Source organism: Cupriavidus sp. 01L46 (assembly GCF_056399905.1).
In genome coordinates this window covers 1-16365 of record NZ_JBFTSF010000132.1, presented here as the reverse complement: position 1 = coordinate 16365, position 16365 = coordinate 1, and the positions used below count along the sequence as shown (strand labels likewise).

The window sequence follows — 16365 nt, the reverse complement described above, 5'->3', positions numbered from 1 at the left end:
CGGTTGTTGGTGGTGGAGCCGCATTCGAGATCGGCCTTGCCGTCGACGATGGCGGCGATGCGGCTGGCCGGCGTGACAGGAACGAATTCCACTTTGAGGCCTGGGAGCCGGAGCGCGCCGCGCAGGGCGTCGGCCACTCGCAGGCACAGGTCGATGGCATAGCCGTAAGGCTTGCCGTCGGCCACGAAGGAGAACGGCACCGAGCTTTCGCGGTGGGCGATACGCAGCACGCCGGTCTGTTCGATGCGCTGCAGCACCGGCGTGCCGCCGGACTGCGCGGCGGCGGGCATGGCGCCGATGCCGAGTGAAAGCGAAAGCAGGGTCGATAGCAGAAGTAGCGGCGGCAAGCGCTGCGCACGCGGATGGATCATGGAATTCCCCGTACAAAGAAAAAGGCATCAAGCGGAATTGGCGTTGGGTCGCCTCTCACCGGTTCGGACCGGTTCTTGTATTGCTGCCGTTGTGCTGCGGCTTGCGGGCCGCCGGCCATTGTTCCATGGGGGAAAGCAGCCCGGCAATCGTCACCGCGTGGGGGTGTTGCGCAGCGCGCAACAGGTGCGTGGCAGACGCATCGCAGACGCATAAGAGGCGCGCCGCAGGGAGCGTTGACGGGACTTTCCCTTACGGACTTGTACGACTAGAGCCAGCCCGGGGCGCTTGCTATGCTCCTTTCCGTGCCTTGCGAGCAGGGCACCGAGGAGAGACTCTTGGGCCCGCGTGAGCGCGGGCCCTTCTTTTTTTGTGGCGGCCGCAGGCCATGGGTTCGCGCCGCCTCCGGCGAGGGTGGGCGCCGGTGGTCTACAATGCCGGCTACCTGGCACCCCGCCGCCCGGTTGCTGTCCGACGCCGGCGCGCGGCCGCGGGATCAAGCCGCTTGAGCTACCTCCTCGAGCTGCCTCCTTGATCAGCCTCCTTTTTGCTGTCTCCTTTCGTATTGCTCCCATGGCCCTGTTTTCGATTTCCGACGCCCAGCTTGCCTTCGGGCATGTGGCCTTGCTCGACCATGCCGACTTCTCGCTGGAAGCCGGCGAGCGCGTCGGCCTGATTGGCCGCAACGGCACCGGCAAGTCGTCGCTGCTCAAGATCGTGGCCGGCTTGTCCGCGCCGGACGATGGCCTGATCGCGCGCCAGAGCGGCGTGACCTCGGCTTATGTGCCGCAAGAGCCGCAGTTCGAGGCGGGTGTGACCGTGTTCGACGCCGTGTCCCAGGGCCTGGGCAAGATCCACGACCTGCTGGTCGCCTATGAAGCGGCGCTGGCGGGGCTGGACGACAACCACGACGAGGACTCGCTGGCCGAGCTGCACCGGCTGCAATCAGATGTCGACGCCGCCGGTGCCTGGGGCTTGCGCACGCGGGTCGAAACCACGCTGGCGCAGCTCAGCCTGAGCGCCGATGTGCGCGTGGATGCGCTATCTGGCGGCATGCAAAAGCGCGTGGCGCTGGCGCAGGCCCTGGTGGCCGAACCCGACATCCTGCTGCTCGACGAACCGACCAACCACCTCGACGTGGAAGCGATCCGCTGGCTGGAAGACCTGCTGCTGGCCTTCCGCGGCAGCGTGCTGCTGATCACCCATGATCGCGCCTTCCTGGACCGCGTGGCCACCCGCATCATCGAACTCGACCGTGGCCGGCTGATTTCCTTCCCTGGCAACTTCGCCGCCTATCAGGCGCGCAAGGCCGAGCTGCTGGCCGCCGAACAGGTCGAGCAGGCCAAGTTCGACAAGCTGCTGGCGCAGGAAGAAGTCTGGATCCGCAAGGGCGTGGAAGCACGCCGCACGCGTAGCGTGGCGCGTATCCAGCGCCTGGAGACGATGCGAACCGACCGCGCGGCCCGCCGCGACGTGCAGGGCAACGTCAAGCTGGAAGTGTCGCAAGGCGAGCGCTCCGGCAAGATCGTTTCCGAGTTGACGGATGTCAGCAAGGCCTTTGGCAACAAGATGGTGGTGCGCGACTTCACCGGCACCATCATGCGCGGCGACAAGGTCGGTCTGATCGGCGCGAACGGCGCGGGCAAGACCACGCTGCTGCGCCTGATCCTGGGCGAGCTGGCGCCGGACGCCGGTACGGTCAAGAACGGCAGCAACATGCAGGTGGCGTATTTCGACCAGATGCGCACGCAGCTGGACCTGGAGCGCTCGCTGGCCGATACCATCAGCCCTGGCAGCGACTGGGTCGAGATCAATGGCCAGCGCAAGCACGTCATGAGCTATCTCAGCGATTTCCTGTTCGCGCCGGAACGCGCGCGCTCGCCGGTCAAGTCGCTGTCCGGCGGCGAGCGCAACCGCCTGCTGCTGGCGCGCCTGTTCGCGCGCCCGGCCAATGTGCTGGTGCTGGATGAGCCGACCAACGACCTCGACATCGATACGCTGGAACTGCTTGAAGAACTGCTGCAGGATTACAGCGGCACGGTGTTCCTGGTGTCCCACGACCGGGCCTTCCTGGACAACGTGGTGACCTCCACCATCGCCGCCGAAGGCGACGGACGCTGGCGCGAGTACGTGGGCGGCTACTCCGACTGGCAGGTCCAGTCGGCGCGCAGCGCGGCCATGCAGGACGCACGCGGTGGCGAGGGCAAGGCCGCCGCGGAAAGCACGAAGCCGCGCGAAGCCCGTGCGGCCAACCGCCTGGTCAAGCTGTCGTACAAGGAACAGCGCGAGCTGGACACGCTGCCGGAGCGTATCGCTTCGCTGGAAAACGAGCAGAAGGCCGTCGGCGCACAGCTGGCGGACGGCTCGCTGTATGTGAGCGACGCGGGCAAGGCCGCGCAGCTGGCGGCCCGCCACGATGAGATTGACCTGGAACTGCTGGAGGCGCTGGAGCGCTGGGAAGTGCTGGAAGCCAAGACCAAGGCCGAGGCGCAGTAAGGCCGCTACGGCTGTGGCTCCGTGGGGAGCCGCAGCCGTCGTCATCGCCGACGGCTTTGGCGCATCCTCACCCGCACCAGGCGAGCACCATGTTCGTCAGGTCCACCATGAAGGCCGGCCGCAGGTAGGCCATGAAGGCCAGCGCCAGCACCCCGGCCAGCGCCGTGAAGCCTGCTGCCCGAAGCGCGAGGCCGGCGGGGCGTGCCGTGATCATGCGGCGGCCCCTTGTGGCCGCGCGATCGCATGCTCGCGGATCGGCAGGTTGACMAGGGCGGCCACTACGCCCAGCCCGATCGCGATCATCCAGACCGTGTTGTAGGTGCCGGTCCGGTCATACAGGAAGCCACCCAGCCACGCACCCAGGAAGCTGCCGATCTGGTGCGAGAAGAACACCACGCCCGACAGCATCGACAGGTACTGCACGCCAAACACCTGCGCGATGATGCCGTTGGTCAGCGGCACCGTGGACAGCCACAGGAAACCCATCATCGCGGCGAACACCCAGGTGCTGGTGGCCGTGAGCGGCAGCAGCAGGTAGCCGGCAATCACCACGGACCGGGTGATGTAGATCAGCGAAAGCAGGAAGCGCTTGGGCACGCGCTGCCCCAACGCGCCCGCGCTATAGGTTCCGAACACATTGAACAGCCCGATCAGCGCCAGCGCCACGGTCGCGATCTTCGGGTCGGTCAGGCCCCGGTCCTTGAGGTAGGGCGCCAGATGCACGCCGATGAACACCACCTGGAAGCCGCAGACGAAGTAACCCAGCGTGAGCAACTGGAAGTTGCGGTTGCCGAACGCTTCGCGCACGGCCTGGCCAATGGTTTGCTGGAAGCCGGGCGCATGCGTCGCGCCTTGCGGCTCGCGCAGGCTGAAGGCCAGCGGCAGCATCAGGCAGGCCAGCACCGCCAGGATGAACAACGCGTTCTGCCAGCCGGCAGTCKAGATCAGCGTCTGCTCCACCGGGATCATCAGGAACTGCCCGAACGAGCCCGCGGCCGCCGCGATGCCCATGGCCCACACGCGCTTCTCGGGGCTGGCCACGCGGCCAATCACACCGTACACCACGCTGTAGGTGGTGCCGGACTGCGCAATGCCGATCAGGATGCCGGCGCCCGAGGCGAAGGCGGTGCCGGAGGTGGCCATGGCCATCACGACCAGGCCCGCCACGTACAGCGCAATGCCGACCAGCATGATGCGGAAGCCGCCGAACTTGTCGGCCAGCGCGCCCGTAAACGGCTGGGTCACGCCCCACATCAGGTTTTGCAGCGCCAGCGCGAAGGCAAAGGTCTCGCGGCTCCAGCCGTGTGTCTGCGTGATCGGCAGGTTGAACAGGCCGAAGCCGTGCCGGATACCCATCGACAAGGTGACGAGCAGGCCACCGCAAATCAATACAGTTGTGAGGGAGAGTGGTTTTCTTGGCGTGTGTTGAATCGTGTTCTGCATGGCGTCCTGCATCCTGGCTCGGTGTGCGTAGTGCTGTTTTAGTTTTGTCGGCGCGGTCCGGAACCGCCTTGGCCACGCCGGTGCGAGCGAGTGTACTCCGCATCGCGGGAGGACGTCGGGCGTCACTCCGGTGCCGCCCGCGACACCGGATGTGCCGAATTGCGCACGGCAATTGCTGGTGACGATTGGCATCAAGACGGCTACCCGCTTCCATTACAATGCAGGCTGCCCGGCCCCCCTGGCAGGCGTGCGGCAACCGCGCCCCCGCCAAGGCTGGCCGAGAATCCCACTAAGCAAGCGACTCCATGGCGAGCAAAATCAGTCAGTACAGCGAATCCTCCATCCGGGTCCTGAAGGGCCTGGAGCCGGTCAAGCAACGACCCGGCATGTACACCCGTACCGACAATCCCCTGCACATCGTGCAGGAGGTGATCGACAATGCCTCCGACGAGGCCCTGGGCGGCCACGGTTCCGAGATCATGGTCACCCTGCACCGCGACGGCAGCATCAGCGTCGAGGACGATGGCCGCGGCATCCCGGTCGGCATCCATCCCGAAGAGCAGGTCCCGGTGGTGGAAATCGTGTTCACGCGCCTGCACGCGGGCGGCAAGTTCGACAAGGGCAAGGGCGGTGCCTATGCCTTCTCGGGCGGCCTGCACGGTGTGGGTGTCTCCGTCACCAACGCGCTGTCGACCCGTCTCGACGTAACCGTATGGCGTGACGCCAACTGCTCCACGCTGACCTTCTCCGGCGGCGACGTCACCGTGCCGCTGGCCACGCGCAAGCTCGAACGCGGCGAGAAGAAGAGCGGCACGCGGGTGCAGGTCTGGCCCGATGCGAAGTATTTCGATTCGGCCGCGATCCCGATGGCCGAGCTGCAGCGGCTGCTGCGCAGCAAGGCGGTGCTGCTGCCGGGCGTCAAGGTCACGCTGCTGCAAGAGAAAAACGGCGAGCGCCAGACCTGGCAGTACGAGCAGGGCCTCAAAGGCTACCTGGTGGAAGCGCTGGCGCAGGGCAGTGGCGCCGAGCTGGTGGTGCCGATGTTCGAAGGCGAGCACTTCGCCGACCCGGACGCCAACCCGGCGGAAGATGGCTTCGCCGAGGGCGAGGGCGCTTCCTGGGTGGTGGCTTGGACCGAAGATGGCGCGCCGGTGCGCGAGTCCTACGTCAACCTGATCCCCACCCCGGCTGGCGGCACGCACGAGTCCGGCCTGCGCGAAGGCCTGTTCCAGGCGGTCAAGAGCTTTATCGAGATGCACGCGCTGCAGCCCAAGGGCGTGAAGCTGATGAGCGAAGACGTGTTCGCCCGCGCCTCGTTCGTGCTGTCCGCCAAGGTGCTGGACCCGCAGTTCCAGGGCCAGATCAAGGAGCGCCTGAACAGCCGCGACGCGGTCAAGCTGGTGTCCACCTTCAGCCGCCCCGCTCTGGAGCTGTGGCTCAACCATCACGTCGAGTACGGCAAGAAGCTCGCCGAGCTGGTGATCCGCCAGGCGCAGGCGCGCACGCGCGCGGCGCAAAAGGTGGAAAAAAAGAAGGGCTCCGGCGTGGCCGTGCTGCCCGGCAAGCTGACCGACTGCGAATCCACCGACGTCACCCGCAACGAGCTCTTCCTGGTCGAGGGCGACTCCGCCGGCGGCTCGGCCAAGATGGGGCGCGACAAGGAATTCCAGGCCATCCTGCCGCTGCGCGGCAAGGTGCTCAACACCTGGGAGACCGAGCGCGACCGCCTGTTCGCCAATAACGAGGTGCACGACATCGCGGTGGCAATCGGCGTGGACCCGCACGGCCCCAACGATGAGCCCGACCTGTCCAACCTGCGCTACGGAAAGATCTGTATCTTGTCCGACGCTGACGTGGACGGTGCGCACATCCAGGTGCTATTACTGACCTTGTTCTTCAAGCATTTCCCCAGGCTGATCGACAACGGCAACGTGTGCGTGGCCCGCCCGCCGCTTTTCCGGGTGGATGCGCCGGCACGCGGCAAGAAGCCGGCCCAGAAGCTCTATGCGCTGGACGACGGCGAGCTGGTGGCCATCCAGGACAAGCTGATGAAGGATGGCATCAAGGACGGCGGCTGGCAGATCTCGCGCTTCAAGGGCCTGGGCGAGATGAACGCCGAGCAGCTGTGGGAAACCACCATGAATCCCGACACGCGTCGCCTGTTGCCGGTGGCGCTTGGCCATTTCGACCTGCCGCAGACCGTGGGCGTGATGAATATGCTCATGGGCAAGGGCGAGGCCGCGCAGCGGCGCACCTGGCTCGAGGAGCGCGGCAACGAGGTGATCGCCGATATCTAGGCGGCACGAATCGAACCGTTCGATATCCGCATGACGCAAGGAGCCCCAATGGCTAAGACCCGACCTGGCAGCACCCGTGCACGGCAATGGATTGCCGCCGGCATGCTGCTGGCCGGCTTGGCCGGCCTGGGCTTCATGCCAGCGGCCCACGCTGCGCTGTATGGCTATATCGACGACGACGGCGTGGCGCATTTCTCCGACGAGAAGCTGGACGCGCGCTACACGCTGTTCATGAAGAACGGCGGCGAGCTCAAGAGCCCGCTGCCGTACCGTGCCGGAGCCGGTGCAGGCAGCCAGATCGACCTGGAGACGCACAAGCTTTACCGCTATGTCGTCAACCATCCCAATATCGCCACGGTCGAGCCCATGATCCGCCAGATCGCGGCGGCGCAGAATGTCGACCCGGCGCTGGTCAAGGCGGTGATGGCGGTGGAGTCCGGCTTCAACGCAGGCGCGGTCTCGCCCAAGGGCGCGATCGGGCTGATGCAGGTGATTCCCGGCACTGGCGCGCGCTTTGGCGTGAGCGCCGATGCCCAGCGCACGGTCGAGCAGAAACTGGCCGACCCGCGCACCAATATCTCGGCCGGCGTGCGCTACCTGCGCTGGCTGATGGAGCTGTTCCCCAACGACCTCGAGCTGGTGCTGGCCGCGTACAACGCGGGCGAGGGCGCGGTGCAGCGCTACAACAACAAGATTCCGCCTTTCCCCGAGACCCAGCAGTATGTCAGCACGGTGCTGCAGTTCTATCGCTTCTACCGTCCGGGCGGCGCGCCCGCGGGGGTGGGCGGGGCGGGAGTCAACCGCGTCAAGATGGTGATCGGTGGCCGCCGCAACATGCCTTGATCCCATCCCGAACCATACGACGAACCGCATAACGAACAACATGCAACCGGCGCACCGGCCAACGATGCGGTGCGCCGTCTTCTTGCCAATCCATGGAACAACAAGACATTCCGCTTGACCCAGGTTCGCCCGACAACGGAGCGGACTCGCTGACCCTGGCGCACTATGCCGAGCGCGCCTACCTCGACTACGCCATCAGCGTGGTCAAAGGCCGCGCGCTGCCGGAAGTGGCCGATGGCCAGAAGCCGGTGCAGCGCCGCATCCTGTACGCCATGCACGAGATGGGGCTGCGCTCCGACGCCAAGCCGGTCAAGTCGGCGCGCGTGGTGGGCGACGTGCTGGGTAAATTCCACCCGCACGGAGACCAGTCCGCCTATGACGCGCTGGTGCGCCTGGCGCAGGACTTCTCGCTGCGCTATCCGCTGATCGACGGCCAGGGCAACTTCGGCTCGCGCGACGGCGACGGCGCGGCGGCCATGCGCTACACCGAAGCCCGGCTCACGCCGATCGCGCGCCTGCTGCTCGACGAGATCGACCAGGGCACGGTGGACTTCATCCCCAACTACGACGGCTCGATGGAAGAGCCCAGGCTGATGCCGGCKCGCCTGCCTTTTGTGCTGCTCAACGGCGCATCGGGCATTGCCGTGGGCATGGCCACCGAGGTGCCGCCGCACAACCTGCGCGAAGTGGCGGCAGCCACCGTGGCGATGATCCGCAACCCCAACATCACGCTGGCCGAGCTGCTGGCGCTGATGCCGGGTCCGGACTATCCGGGCGGCGGCCAGATCATCTCGCCGGCGGCCGACATTGCGCAGATCTACGAGAACGGCCGCGGCAGCCTGAAGGTGCGCGCGCGCTGGATCATCGAGGACATGGCGCGCGGCCAGTGGCAACTGGTGGTGACCGAGCTGCCGCCGAGCACCTCGTCGCAGAAGGTGCTCGAAGAGATCGAGGAAATCACCAACCCGAAGGTCCGCGCGGGCAAGAAGTCGCTGACGCCAGAGCAGTTGCAGCTCAAGCAAGGCATGCTGGCGGTGCTCGACGCGGTGCGCGACGAATCCGGCAAGAACGCGCCGGTGCGGCTGGTGTTCGAGCCCAAGAGCAAGAACATCGAGCAGCAGGAATTCATCCAGACGCTGCTGGCGCACACCAGCCTGGAGTCCGGCGCCTCGATCAACCTGGTGATGATCGGCACCGATGGCCGCCCCCGCCAGAAGGGCCTGGCCGACATCCTGCGCGAGTGGATCGCCTTCCGCTTCGCCACCGTCACCCGCCGCACGCGCCATCGCCTGGGCAAGGTCGAAGACCGCATCCACATTCTCGAAGGCCGGATGCTGGTGCTGCTCAATATCGACGAGGTGATCCGCATCATCCGCGAGAGCGATGAGCCCAAGCCGGCGCTGATGCAGGCCTTCGGCCTGTCGGACCGCCAGGCCGAGGACATCCTTGAAATCCGCCTGCGCCAGTTGGCCAGGCTGGAAGCGCTGCGCATCGAGCAGGAGTTGAAGAGCCTGCGCGACGAGCAGGCCGAGCTGGATGTGCTGCTCAAGTCCGAGACCATGATGCGCCGGCGCATCATCAAGGAGATCGAGACCGACGCCAAGCAATACAGCCCGGAAGACAAGGATCCGCGCCGCACGCTGATCCAGGAAGAGCGTCGCGCCAACGCCGAGGTGCGCGTGGTCGACGAGCCCGTCACCGTGGTGGTCTCCCAGAAGGGCTGGGTGCGCACGCGCCAGGGCCACGGCCATGACGCGCAGCAGTTCACCTTCAAGGCGGGCGACGCGCTGTATGGCACCTTCGAGTGCCGCAGCGTGGACGTGATGCTGGTGTTCGGCACCAATGGCCGCGCCTACACGGTGCCGGTGGCCGGCTTGCCGGGCGGGCGCGGCGACGGCGTGCCCGTGACCACGCTGATCGAGCTGCAGCCCGGCAGCCAGATCGCCCACACCTTTGCCGGCGGCGTCGACCAGCGCTTGCTGATCGCCACGCGCGGCGGCAATGGCTTCCAGACCAAGGTCGGCGACATGGTCAGCCGGCAGAAGGGCGGTCGCGCCTACCTGACGCTGGACGAGGGCGATGCGCCGCTGTTGCCCGCGCCGATCGGCGAGGATGCCACGCACGTGGCCTGCCTGTCGGCCAACGGCCGCATGCTGCTGGTTGCGCTCGACGAGATCAAGTCGCTCTCGGCCGGTGGCCGCGGCGTGATCCTGATGGAGCTGGAACCCAAGGAGACGCTGCAGCAGGCGATTGCCGTCGGCGCCCCGGGGCTGGTGGTGTCCGGTGCCGGACGCGGCGGCAAGCCGAGCTCGCAGAAGCTCTACGGCCAGCTGCTGCTGCCTTACGTGGGCAAGCGCGCCCGCAAGGGCCGCGCGCTGGATCTCAAGCTCAAGGAGCCGAGCATCGAGCCGGTACGGATCGTGCCTCCGGCGAGCGGCAACTAAGCCGCGCCAACCCGAACTGGCCCTGCGCGACAATGCGCGGGGCCTTTTTTCTTTCCCGGCATGCCGGACCGCCCCGGCGGCCATGCCTCTCCCGTTACAAGCGATGCCAGTTACTCCCTCTCCCGCCGGCGACGATCTGATGGTAGCGCTAGCACCCCCACCCACGCCGCGGCGCCTGTTTATCGAATTCGCCCGCATGGGGCTGTCCGGCTTCGGCGGCGTGCTGCCCTTCGTGCGGCGCGCCGTGGTCGAGCGCAACCGCTGGCTGGGCGACCGCGATTTTGTCGAACTGCTCAGCCTCGGGCAGGTGCTGCCCGGCCCCAACGTGATCAACCTCGCGCTGATGCTGGGCTTGCGCTTTGCCGGGCTTCGCGGCGCGCTGGCGGCCTTTGCGGGGCTGGTGATGGTGCCGATGGTGGGCGTGCTGGCGCTGATGCTGCTGTACGAGCACTACCGCGACGTGGCGGCGGTGCAGCGCATGCTCACGGGCATGACGGCGGTGTCGGCGGGCCTGGTGCTGTCGACTGGCTTCAAGCTGGCGCAGAGCCAGCCGCGCACCGCGCGCGGGTTGATGATCGGCGGCGCGGCGTTTGCCGGCATCGGGCTGTTGCGCTGGCCGCTGGTGCCGGTGATGGCGGTGCTGGTGCCGATGGGGCTGGTGCTGGAGTGGCGCAGCGAGCAGCTTGCGCGGCGCGCGCAGGCGCCGGCTGCTATCGAGGTGCCGTCCATGCCGCTCATGTCATCCAGCGATGACGGCATCGATCCCGTGCCGCCCATGCGGCCTGTACCCGGGGAGCCGCGGCAATGAGTTCACCGAACGTGCTTTCCAGCCTGCTCACGCATTTCCTGATGCTGTCGTTCCTCGCCATCGGCGGAGCCAGTACCACCATCCCCGACATGCATCGCTTCCTGGTGGAGTCCAACGCCTGGATGAGCGACGCGCAGTTCTCCGCCATGTACGCCATCTCGCAGGCCGCGCCAGGGCCGAACATCCTGTTCGTTGCCTTGTTCGGCTGGCAGGTGGCGGGTCTGGCCGGCGCCATCGTCGGCATGATCGGCATCTGCGGGCCGTCCAGCGTGATCGCGCTCGGCTTCGAGTATTTCGCCGGCCGCTCGCCGCAGGCAAGGTGGCCCGGCCTGATCCGGCGCGGCCTGGCCACGTTGACCATCGGCCTGCTGTTTTCCACCGGCTGGATCCTTGCCGCGAGCGTGGATCACCGCTGGACCGCCGTGGCGGTGACGGTGGTCACTATCGTGCTGATGCTGAAGACGAAGGTGCATCCGCTGGTGCTGGTGGGGTTGGGGGCCGGGGCGGGGGTAATGGGGTTGGTTTGAGGATGTGGTTGTTGGTTGTTGGGGCCAAGAGCCTCCATGCTCGGGTCTTTCGCTGTTTTTTTGAGCGGCGATGGTTTTTGGACCCAAGGGCCGTACGACATCCCCCTGCGGGGGCTGCCGGTCACTTTTCTTTGACCGGCAAAGAAAACTAACGAAAAGAAAGCCGCCCTGCCGGGAGCAGAGCAATCAGGCTCATGTGGGGCAGTGGTTGCGTCGTACGGCCCGGAGTGTTGGTTGGCGTGTCCAACCGGCCCGAAGGACATCGCTATTGCATGACCCAATGGTCACGTCGTAGCGCCCCTCATCGCTTTGCTCGGTGAGCGTTCGACCATCTGCCGTTCGCGGTGCGGAGCGCCACGATCCTGCCTGCTTTGGTGGTTTCGTGGTTTTGTCTCTGGCGGCTGGCACCGGGGTATTTGATGCCCTGCCGTACCGGCGCGGGCGGCACCTTGCTATCGCCCCCTCTGGTTTCGTGGTGGGCACCGTGGCCCGTCCGCGAGGGCCGCGCCCGCATCTCACGGTGCTTGCCCTCCGAGACAAAACCACGAAACCAGCCACACCCGAAACGGCGCAGCACTTCACCCCGCGAACGGCAGATGTGGGAAYGGTCACCGCAWRCGAGGTCAGGGGCCGCACGACGTAACCCATAGGTCATGCAGTTGCGATGTCCTTCGGGCCGGTAGGATTCGCCGGCCAACACTCCGGGCCGTACGACGGAACCACCGAGGCTGAACAGCCTWACTGCTCTGCTCCCGGCAGGGCGGCTTTCTTTTCGTTAGTTTTCTTTGCCGGYCAAAGAAAAGTGACCGGCAGCCCCCGCAGGGGGATGTCGTATGGCCCTTGGGTGCAAAAGCCAACGCCGCAGCAAAACCAACCAAGAACGCCAGCCAACCAACCCAGCCCAGCCCCCCTCCAACAAGTTAAGCAACCACTTACCACCCCCTCCCACTCCCCCTATAATGCCCAATTCCCCCTAAGGGCTCGCCGCCCCCCTGCGGCTGCCATCCCCCCAGCCTTCAGCTATGACCTTCCGACCGCCCCAGGCCCTGCTGCGTCCCTGGCATCGTTTTGCCCCGGCCGAGCGGGCTGGCTTTATCGAGGGGGCGCGCTATTTCGCGCCGTCCCTGCCTGCCGTGTTCTCCTGGGGCCTGGTGACGGGCGTGGCCATGAGCAAGTCGGTGATGAACGTGCCCGAGGCGATCGGCATGTCCTTGCTGGTCTATGCGGGCTCGGCACAGTTGTCCGTGCTGCCGCTGTTTGCGGCGGGCCTGCCGTTGTGGACGGTGTGGCTGACCGCCGCCATCGTCAACCTGCGCTTCGTGATCTTCAGCGCGGGGCTGCAGCCGCATTTCAGCTACCTGCCGCTGTGGCGCCGCACGCTGCTGGGGTCGTTCAACGGCGACCTGCATTTCGTCTACTTCATGCAGCGCTATGCCACGCCAGGCCATGAGCCGGGCAAGGAAGGGTACTTCTGGGGCATGGCGCTGACCAATTTCGCCATGTGGCAGGTCTCGTCGATCATCGGCATCGTGCTGGCCAGCGCGTTCCCGGACAGCTGGGGCCTGGGGCTGGCCGGCACGCTGGCGCTGATTCCCGTGATGGTCACGACCATCCGCTCGCGCTCCACGCTGCTGGCGGTGGCGGTGGCTTCCGCGCTGGCGCTGCTGTGCTTCGACCTGCCTTACCGGCTCGGCCTGGTGGCGGCGGTGGTGGGGGCGATCGCGGCGGGCATGGCCAGCGACGAACTGGCCGCCCGCGCGACCTTGCGGGGCATCCGCCGCCGCAAGGCCGGGCATGCGCCCGCGCAGGCAGCGGCTCCGGCGGCTCCGGTGGCAGAGGACCGGGCATGAGCCATCTCGAGATCTGGATCGCGCTGGTCGGCATGGCGCTGGTGACCATCGTCACGCGTGCGCTGTTCCTGATGGCGGGCGAGCGCGTGACGGTGCCAGACCGCATCCAGCGCGCGTTGCGCTACGCGCCGGCGGCGGCGCTGGCGGCCATCATCCTGCCCGACCTGATGACSTGGCAGGGSCATTTCACSCTKGCCCCGRGCAACTACAAGCTGGTGGCCGGCGCGGTGGCGCTGGTGTTCTACCTGGCGACGCGGCGCATGGTGGGCATGATCGTGGCGGGCATGGCGGTCTATACCGCCATGCGGCTGCTTGGCTGAGCCGGGGMCGGGCGAGCGCCGGGCCCCGAAGGCATGATCCGCTAGGCCGTGTCGCCAGCGGCGCTCGGCCCCTGCGGCCCGGGGCCKAGCGCCGTGCCCAGCTGGGTCAGCATCCGCGTCAGGCGGGCCTGCGTGCTGGCGCCGGTCTTGAGGAATACCGCTTTGAGCTGGCTGCGCGCGGTTTCGTGGCGCACGTGCAGGCGCTCGCTGGCTTCGGGCAAGCCCATGCCGGTGGCCAGCAGGCTTGCCAGGCGGATCTCGGCGGGCGTCAGTCCATAGACTTCGCGCAGCAGTTGCGGCAGTTCCGCCGGCGCCTGCGCGTCTTCATGGATCACCACCAGCGCGGCGGGTTGCTGCCAGGGCAGCGCAAAGAGGTGGGATGGCGGCAGCGGCAGCACGATCAGCTGCGCGCAGGCGCCGTTGCCGTGGCGGGCGATTGCCGCCTGCGCCGGTACCGTGCTGCGCGGCGCGCAGGCGGCAGTCACCATGTCGGCCAGCGAGCGCGACAATTGCCACTCGCCGGTCTTGCCGGCGGGGGCCAGCCGCCGCACCCAGCGCTCGCCGATGCCATTGCTCAGCAGCACGCGCCGCTCGGGCGAGAAGGCGATCACGCCGAACGACAGGCGCTCCAGGATCCGCCCCGACAGCTGCGCCAGCGTCGACAGCCCGATGGTGCGGTCGCGCATGGCTATGGCGCTGCGCATGTGAGGCAGCGCCCAGTCCAGCGCGCTGACATCCGCCGGCGTGAAATTGCCTTGGGAGAACGAGCGCTGCAGCGCGAAATACACCTCGTAGTGGGGCTTTCGCTCGACCAGGCAGGCTGCGTAGGAGCACAGGCCGAAGCGGTGAAAGAACTCCCGGTAGAAGGGGCTGCGCTGCATCGCGCCTTCGCCGAAATCGCGCGCGTCGATGTACCACTCCCCGGGGGAGAGGTTATGGGCAAACAGCTTGCCCGGATCCAGCGTGTGGAATTCCTTCTCGTAGGCGCTGAACAGCTCCTGCACCGGGCGCACGACCTCGTTGACCGTCATCAGGTCGCGATCGGTGTCGCGCACGATCATCGATGCGTGCGCGCTGCCTACGATGTTGCTCAAGGTGTGCAGGCTTTGCTGCCAGGCCTGCGCGTCAAGAATCCCTTCATACAAGCCACGGATTGCCCGGTGCATGTCTTCGTTCATGATTACCCCTGCCTTCGCGACAACGGCGCTAGCCGCGTGGCGCCGACGCCGCTTCCCGTAAGCGCGTCCGGCACCAGTGCCTTGGGTCCCGTCTGAGGCGGGCCTCTGGCTATGTTCTTGCGTGCTTATCTTGTGCCAACTTATGCATATGTTGCGCGCTTTGGCAGCAGCGTACGAGACGCAATGCAATTGTCGCACCCCACATTCAGGGGGTACGTTGCAAGGATGCGGCACGCTGCTCGCCGCATGTGGCGAACGGAGCACCCGTTGGTGGATGCATCCGGGGCGCAATCCCGCAAAATGGCCCTTGCGATCAGGTAAAATGCCGATTTTCCCCGATTTTCGCTCTCCAGCCACCGCCATGACCTCTGTCCTGCGTCTTTCCGATCTCATCTCCCAAGGCAAAATTGCCGGCAAGCGGGTTTTTATCCGCGCCGACCTGAACGTGCCGCAGGATGACGCCGGCCAAATCACCGAAGATACCCGCATCCGCGCCTCCGTGCCGGCCATCGAGGCTTGCCTGCAGGCAGGCGCCGCCGTGATGGTGACGTCGCACCTGGGCCGCCCGACCGAAGGCGAGTTCAAGCCCGAGGATTCGCTGGCGCCCGTGGCCACGCGCCTGGCCGAGTTGCTCGGCAAGCCGGTCAAGCTGGTGCAGAACTGGGTCGACGGCAACGGCGAAGTGAGCACGGTCAAGCCCGGCGAAGTGGTGCTGCTGGAAAACTGCCGCGTCAACAAGGGCGAAAAGAAGAACAGCGACGAACTGGCGCAGAAGATGGCCWAGCTGTGCGACGTCTACGTGAACGATGCCTTCGGCACCGCGCACCGCGCCGAAGCCACCACCCACGGCATCGCCAAGTACGCCCCCATCGCCTGCGCCGGCCCGCTGCTGGCCGCCGAGATCGATGCGCTGGGCAAGGCCCTGGGCCAGCCGGCGCGTCCGCTGGTGGCAATCGTTGCCGGCTCCAAGGTATCCACCAAGCTGACCATCCTCAAGACGCTGGCCGGCAAGGTCGACAACCTGATCGTCGGCGGCGGCATCGCCAATACCTTCATGCTGGCTGCCGGCCTGAAGATCGGCAAGTCGCTGGCCGAGGCTGACCTGGTGGCCGATGCGCGCACCATCATCGATCTCATGGCCGCGCGCGGCGCCTCGGTGCCCATCCCCGTGGACGTGGTGTGCGCCAAGGCATTCAGCGCCACCGCTGTTGCCACTGTCAAGGACGCGAAGGACGTGGCCGACGACGACATGATCCTCGACATCGGCCCAAAGACCGCGCAGATGCTGGCGGACCAGCTCAAGCTGGCCGGCACCATCGTGTGGAACGGCCCGGTCGGCGTGTTCGAGTTCGACCAGTTCAGCAATGGCACCAAGGTGCTGGCGCAAGCCATCGCCGAGTCCAAGGCGTTCTCGATCGCCGGTGGCGGCGACACGCTGGCGGCCATCGCCAAATATGGCATCGCTGACCAGGTGGGCTACATCTCCACCGGCGGCGGCGCCTTCCTGGAATTCCTGGAGGGCAAGACGCTGCCCGCGTTCGAGGTGCTGGAACAGCGCGCCGCGGGCTGATCGATCTTGCCGAGTTGTTTCTGCGGCAGCCCAGCCATGCCGTTGCGCATGGCCGGGCTGCCGTGTTTGCTTGCGGTGTGCCGCTGCCTTACCTGCGCTGGCCCTCGATAAGGAAAATCAGTTCATGACCCGTTCCACCAAGATCGTCGCTACCATCGGCCCCGCTTCCAGCACGCTGGAAATCCTGACGCGCATGATCGCGGCCGGGGTCGACGTGGTG

At 66.7% G+C, this 16365-nt stretch carries 12 protein-coding genes and 1 pseudogene; 9 read left to right on the top strand and 4 right to left on the bottom strand.

The features are described 5' to 3' along the window. Nucleotides 1-371 (bottom strand): transporter substrate-binding domain-containing protein (locus AC1DS3_RS22270; protein ID WP_477127965.1); only part of this gene is annotated, 371 nt, incomplete at its 3' end. Nucleotides 372-942: 571 nt separating this feature from the next. Between AC1DS3_RS22270 and AC1DS3_RS22265 the strand changes: the two genes are divergently transcribed. Continuing rightward, nucleotides 943-2865, top strand: a complete 1923-nt coding sequence (locus AC1DS3_RS22265; RefSeq protein ID WP_441635068.1) for an ATP-binding cassette domain-containing protein — start codon at nt 943-945, stop codon at nt 2863-2865. A 67-nt stretch (nt 2866-2932) separates the two neighbouring features. On the opposite strand, the gene AC1DS3_RS22260 is transcribed toward AC1DS3_RS22265, so the two are convergent. Both AC1DS3_RS22260 and AC1DS3_RS22255 read right to left on the bottom strand, forming a co-directional pair. Further along, nucleotides 2933-3079: a hypothetical protein gene (locus AC1DS3_RS22260; RefSeq protein WP_173430684.1), complete on the bottom strand. Its 147-nt coding sequence runs from the start codon at nt 3077-3079 to the stop codon at nt 2933-2935. After that, nucleotides 3076-4308, bottom strand: coding sequence for an MFS transporter (locus tag AC1DS3_RS22255; RefSeq protein WP_477127964.1), 1233 nt, complete (start codon nt 4306-4308; stop codon nt 3076-3078). The genes AC1DS3_RS22260 and AC1DS3_RS22255 overlap by 4 nt, the downstream gene beginning before the upstream one ends. A 305-nt stretch (nt 4309-4613) precedes the next feature. On the opposite strand from AC1DS3_RS22255, the gene AC1DS3_RS22250 reads away from it, so the two are divergent. The 7 genes and pseudogenes from AC1DS3_RS22250 to AC1DS3_RS22220 all read left to right on the top strand — a co-directional run bounded on the left by AC1DS3_RS22250 (nt 4614) and on the right by AC1DS3_RS22220 (nt 13397). Next, nucleotides 4614-6605: a DNA topoisomerase IV subunit B gene (locus AC1DS3_RS22250; protein ID WP_441635064.1), complete on the top strand. Its 1992-nt coding sequence runs from the start codon at nt 4614-4616 to the stop codon at nt 6603-6605. A gap of 48 nt (nt 6606-6653) precedes the next feature. Next, nucleotides 6654-7448: a lytic transglycosylase domain-containing protein gene (locus tag AC1DS3_RS22245; RefSeq protein ID WP_441635062.1), complete on the top strand. Its 795-nt coding sequence runs from the start codon at nt 6654-6656 to the stop codon at nt 7446-7448. A 92-nt stretch (nt 7449-7540) separates the two neighbouring features. Next, nucleotides 7541-9892, top strand: a complete 2352-nt coding sequence (gene parC / locus AC1DS3_RS22240; protein ID WP_441635060.1) for a DNA topoisomerase IV subunit A — start codon at nt 7541-7543, stop codon at nt 9890-9892. Nucleotides 9893-9995: 103 nt separating this feature from the next. Further along, nucleotides 9996-10568: pseudogene (locus AC1DS3_RS22235) on the top strand (chromate transporter); the annotation flags it as partial. Nucleotides 10569-10696: 128 nt separating this feature from the next. Next, the gene (locus AC1DS3_RS22230) at nt 10697-11227 is read left to right on the top strand and encodes a chromate transporter (RefSeq protein WP_441635059.1); all 531 of its coding nucleotides are present in this window, start codon (nt 10697-10699) and stop codon (nt 11225-11227) included. A gap of 1022 nt (nt 11228-12249) precedes the next feature. After that, nucleotides 12250-13077 (top strand): AzlC family ABC transporter permease, encoded by an 828-nt coding sequence (locus AC1DS3_RS22225; RefSeq protein ID WP_441641396.1) that lies wholly within the window; start codon nt 12250-12252, stop codon nt 13075-13077. Beyond that, entirely contained in the window at nt 13074-13397 is a 324-nt protein-coding gene (locus AC1DS3_RS22220; RefSeq protein WP_477127963.1) for an AzlD domain-containing protein, read from the top strand. Before AC1DS3_RS22225 ends, AC1DS3_RS22220 begins: the two co-directional genes overlap by 4 nt. A 41-nt stretch (nt 13398-13438) precedes the next feature. Here the strand turns inward: AC1DS3_RS22220 and AC1DS3_RS22215 are convergent, their stop codons facing one another. Next, nucleotides 13439-14575 (bottom strand): helix-turn-helix transcriptional regulator, encoded by a 1137-nt coding sequence (locus AC1DS3_RS22215; RefSeq protein ID WP_441641394.1) that lies wholly within the window; start codon nt 14573-14575, stop codon nt 13439-13441. 361 nt (nt 14576-14936) lie between these two features. Between AC1DS3_RS22215 and AC1DS3_RS22210 the strand changes: the two genes are divergently transcribed. Beyond that, nucleotides 14937-16145, top strand: coding sequence for a phosphoglycerate kinase (locus tag AC1DS3_RS22210; protein ID WP_477127962.1), 1209 nt, complete (start codon nt 14937-14939; stop codon nt 16143-16145). Nucleotides 16146-16365: the final 220 nt, after the last annotated feature.

Coding starts and splice junctions, on each gene's coding strand:
- AC1DS3_RS22265 (WP_441635068.1), top strand. CDS start 943: ATGGCCCTGTTTTCGATTTCCGACGCCCAGCTTGCCTTCGGGCATGTG.
- AC1DS3_RS22260 (WP_173430684.1), bottom strand. CDS start 3,079: ATGATCACGGCACGCCCCGCCGGCCTCGCGCTTCGGGCAGCAGGCTTC.
- AC1DS3_RS22250 (WP_441635064.1), top strand. CDS start 4,614: ATGGCGAGCAAAATCAGTCAGTACAGCGAATCCTCCATCCGGGTCCTG.
- AC1DS3_RS22245 (WP_441635062.1), top strand. CDS start 6,654: ATGGCTAAGACCCGACCTGGCAGCACCCGTGCACGGCAATGGATTGCC.
- AC1DS3_RS22230 (WP_441635059.1), top strand. CDS start 10,697: ATGAGTTCACCGAACGTGCTTTCCAGCCTGCTCACGCATTTCCTGATG.
- AC1DS3_RS22225 (WP_441641396.1), top strand. CDS start 12,250: ATGACCTTCCGACCGCCCCAGGCCCTGCTGCGTCCCTGGCATCGTTTT.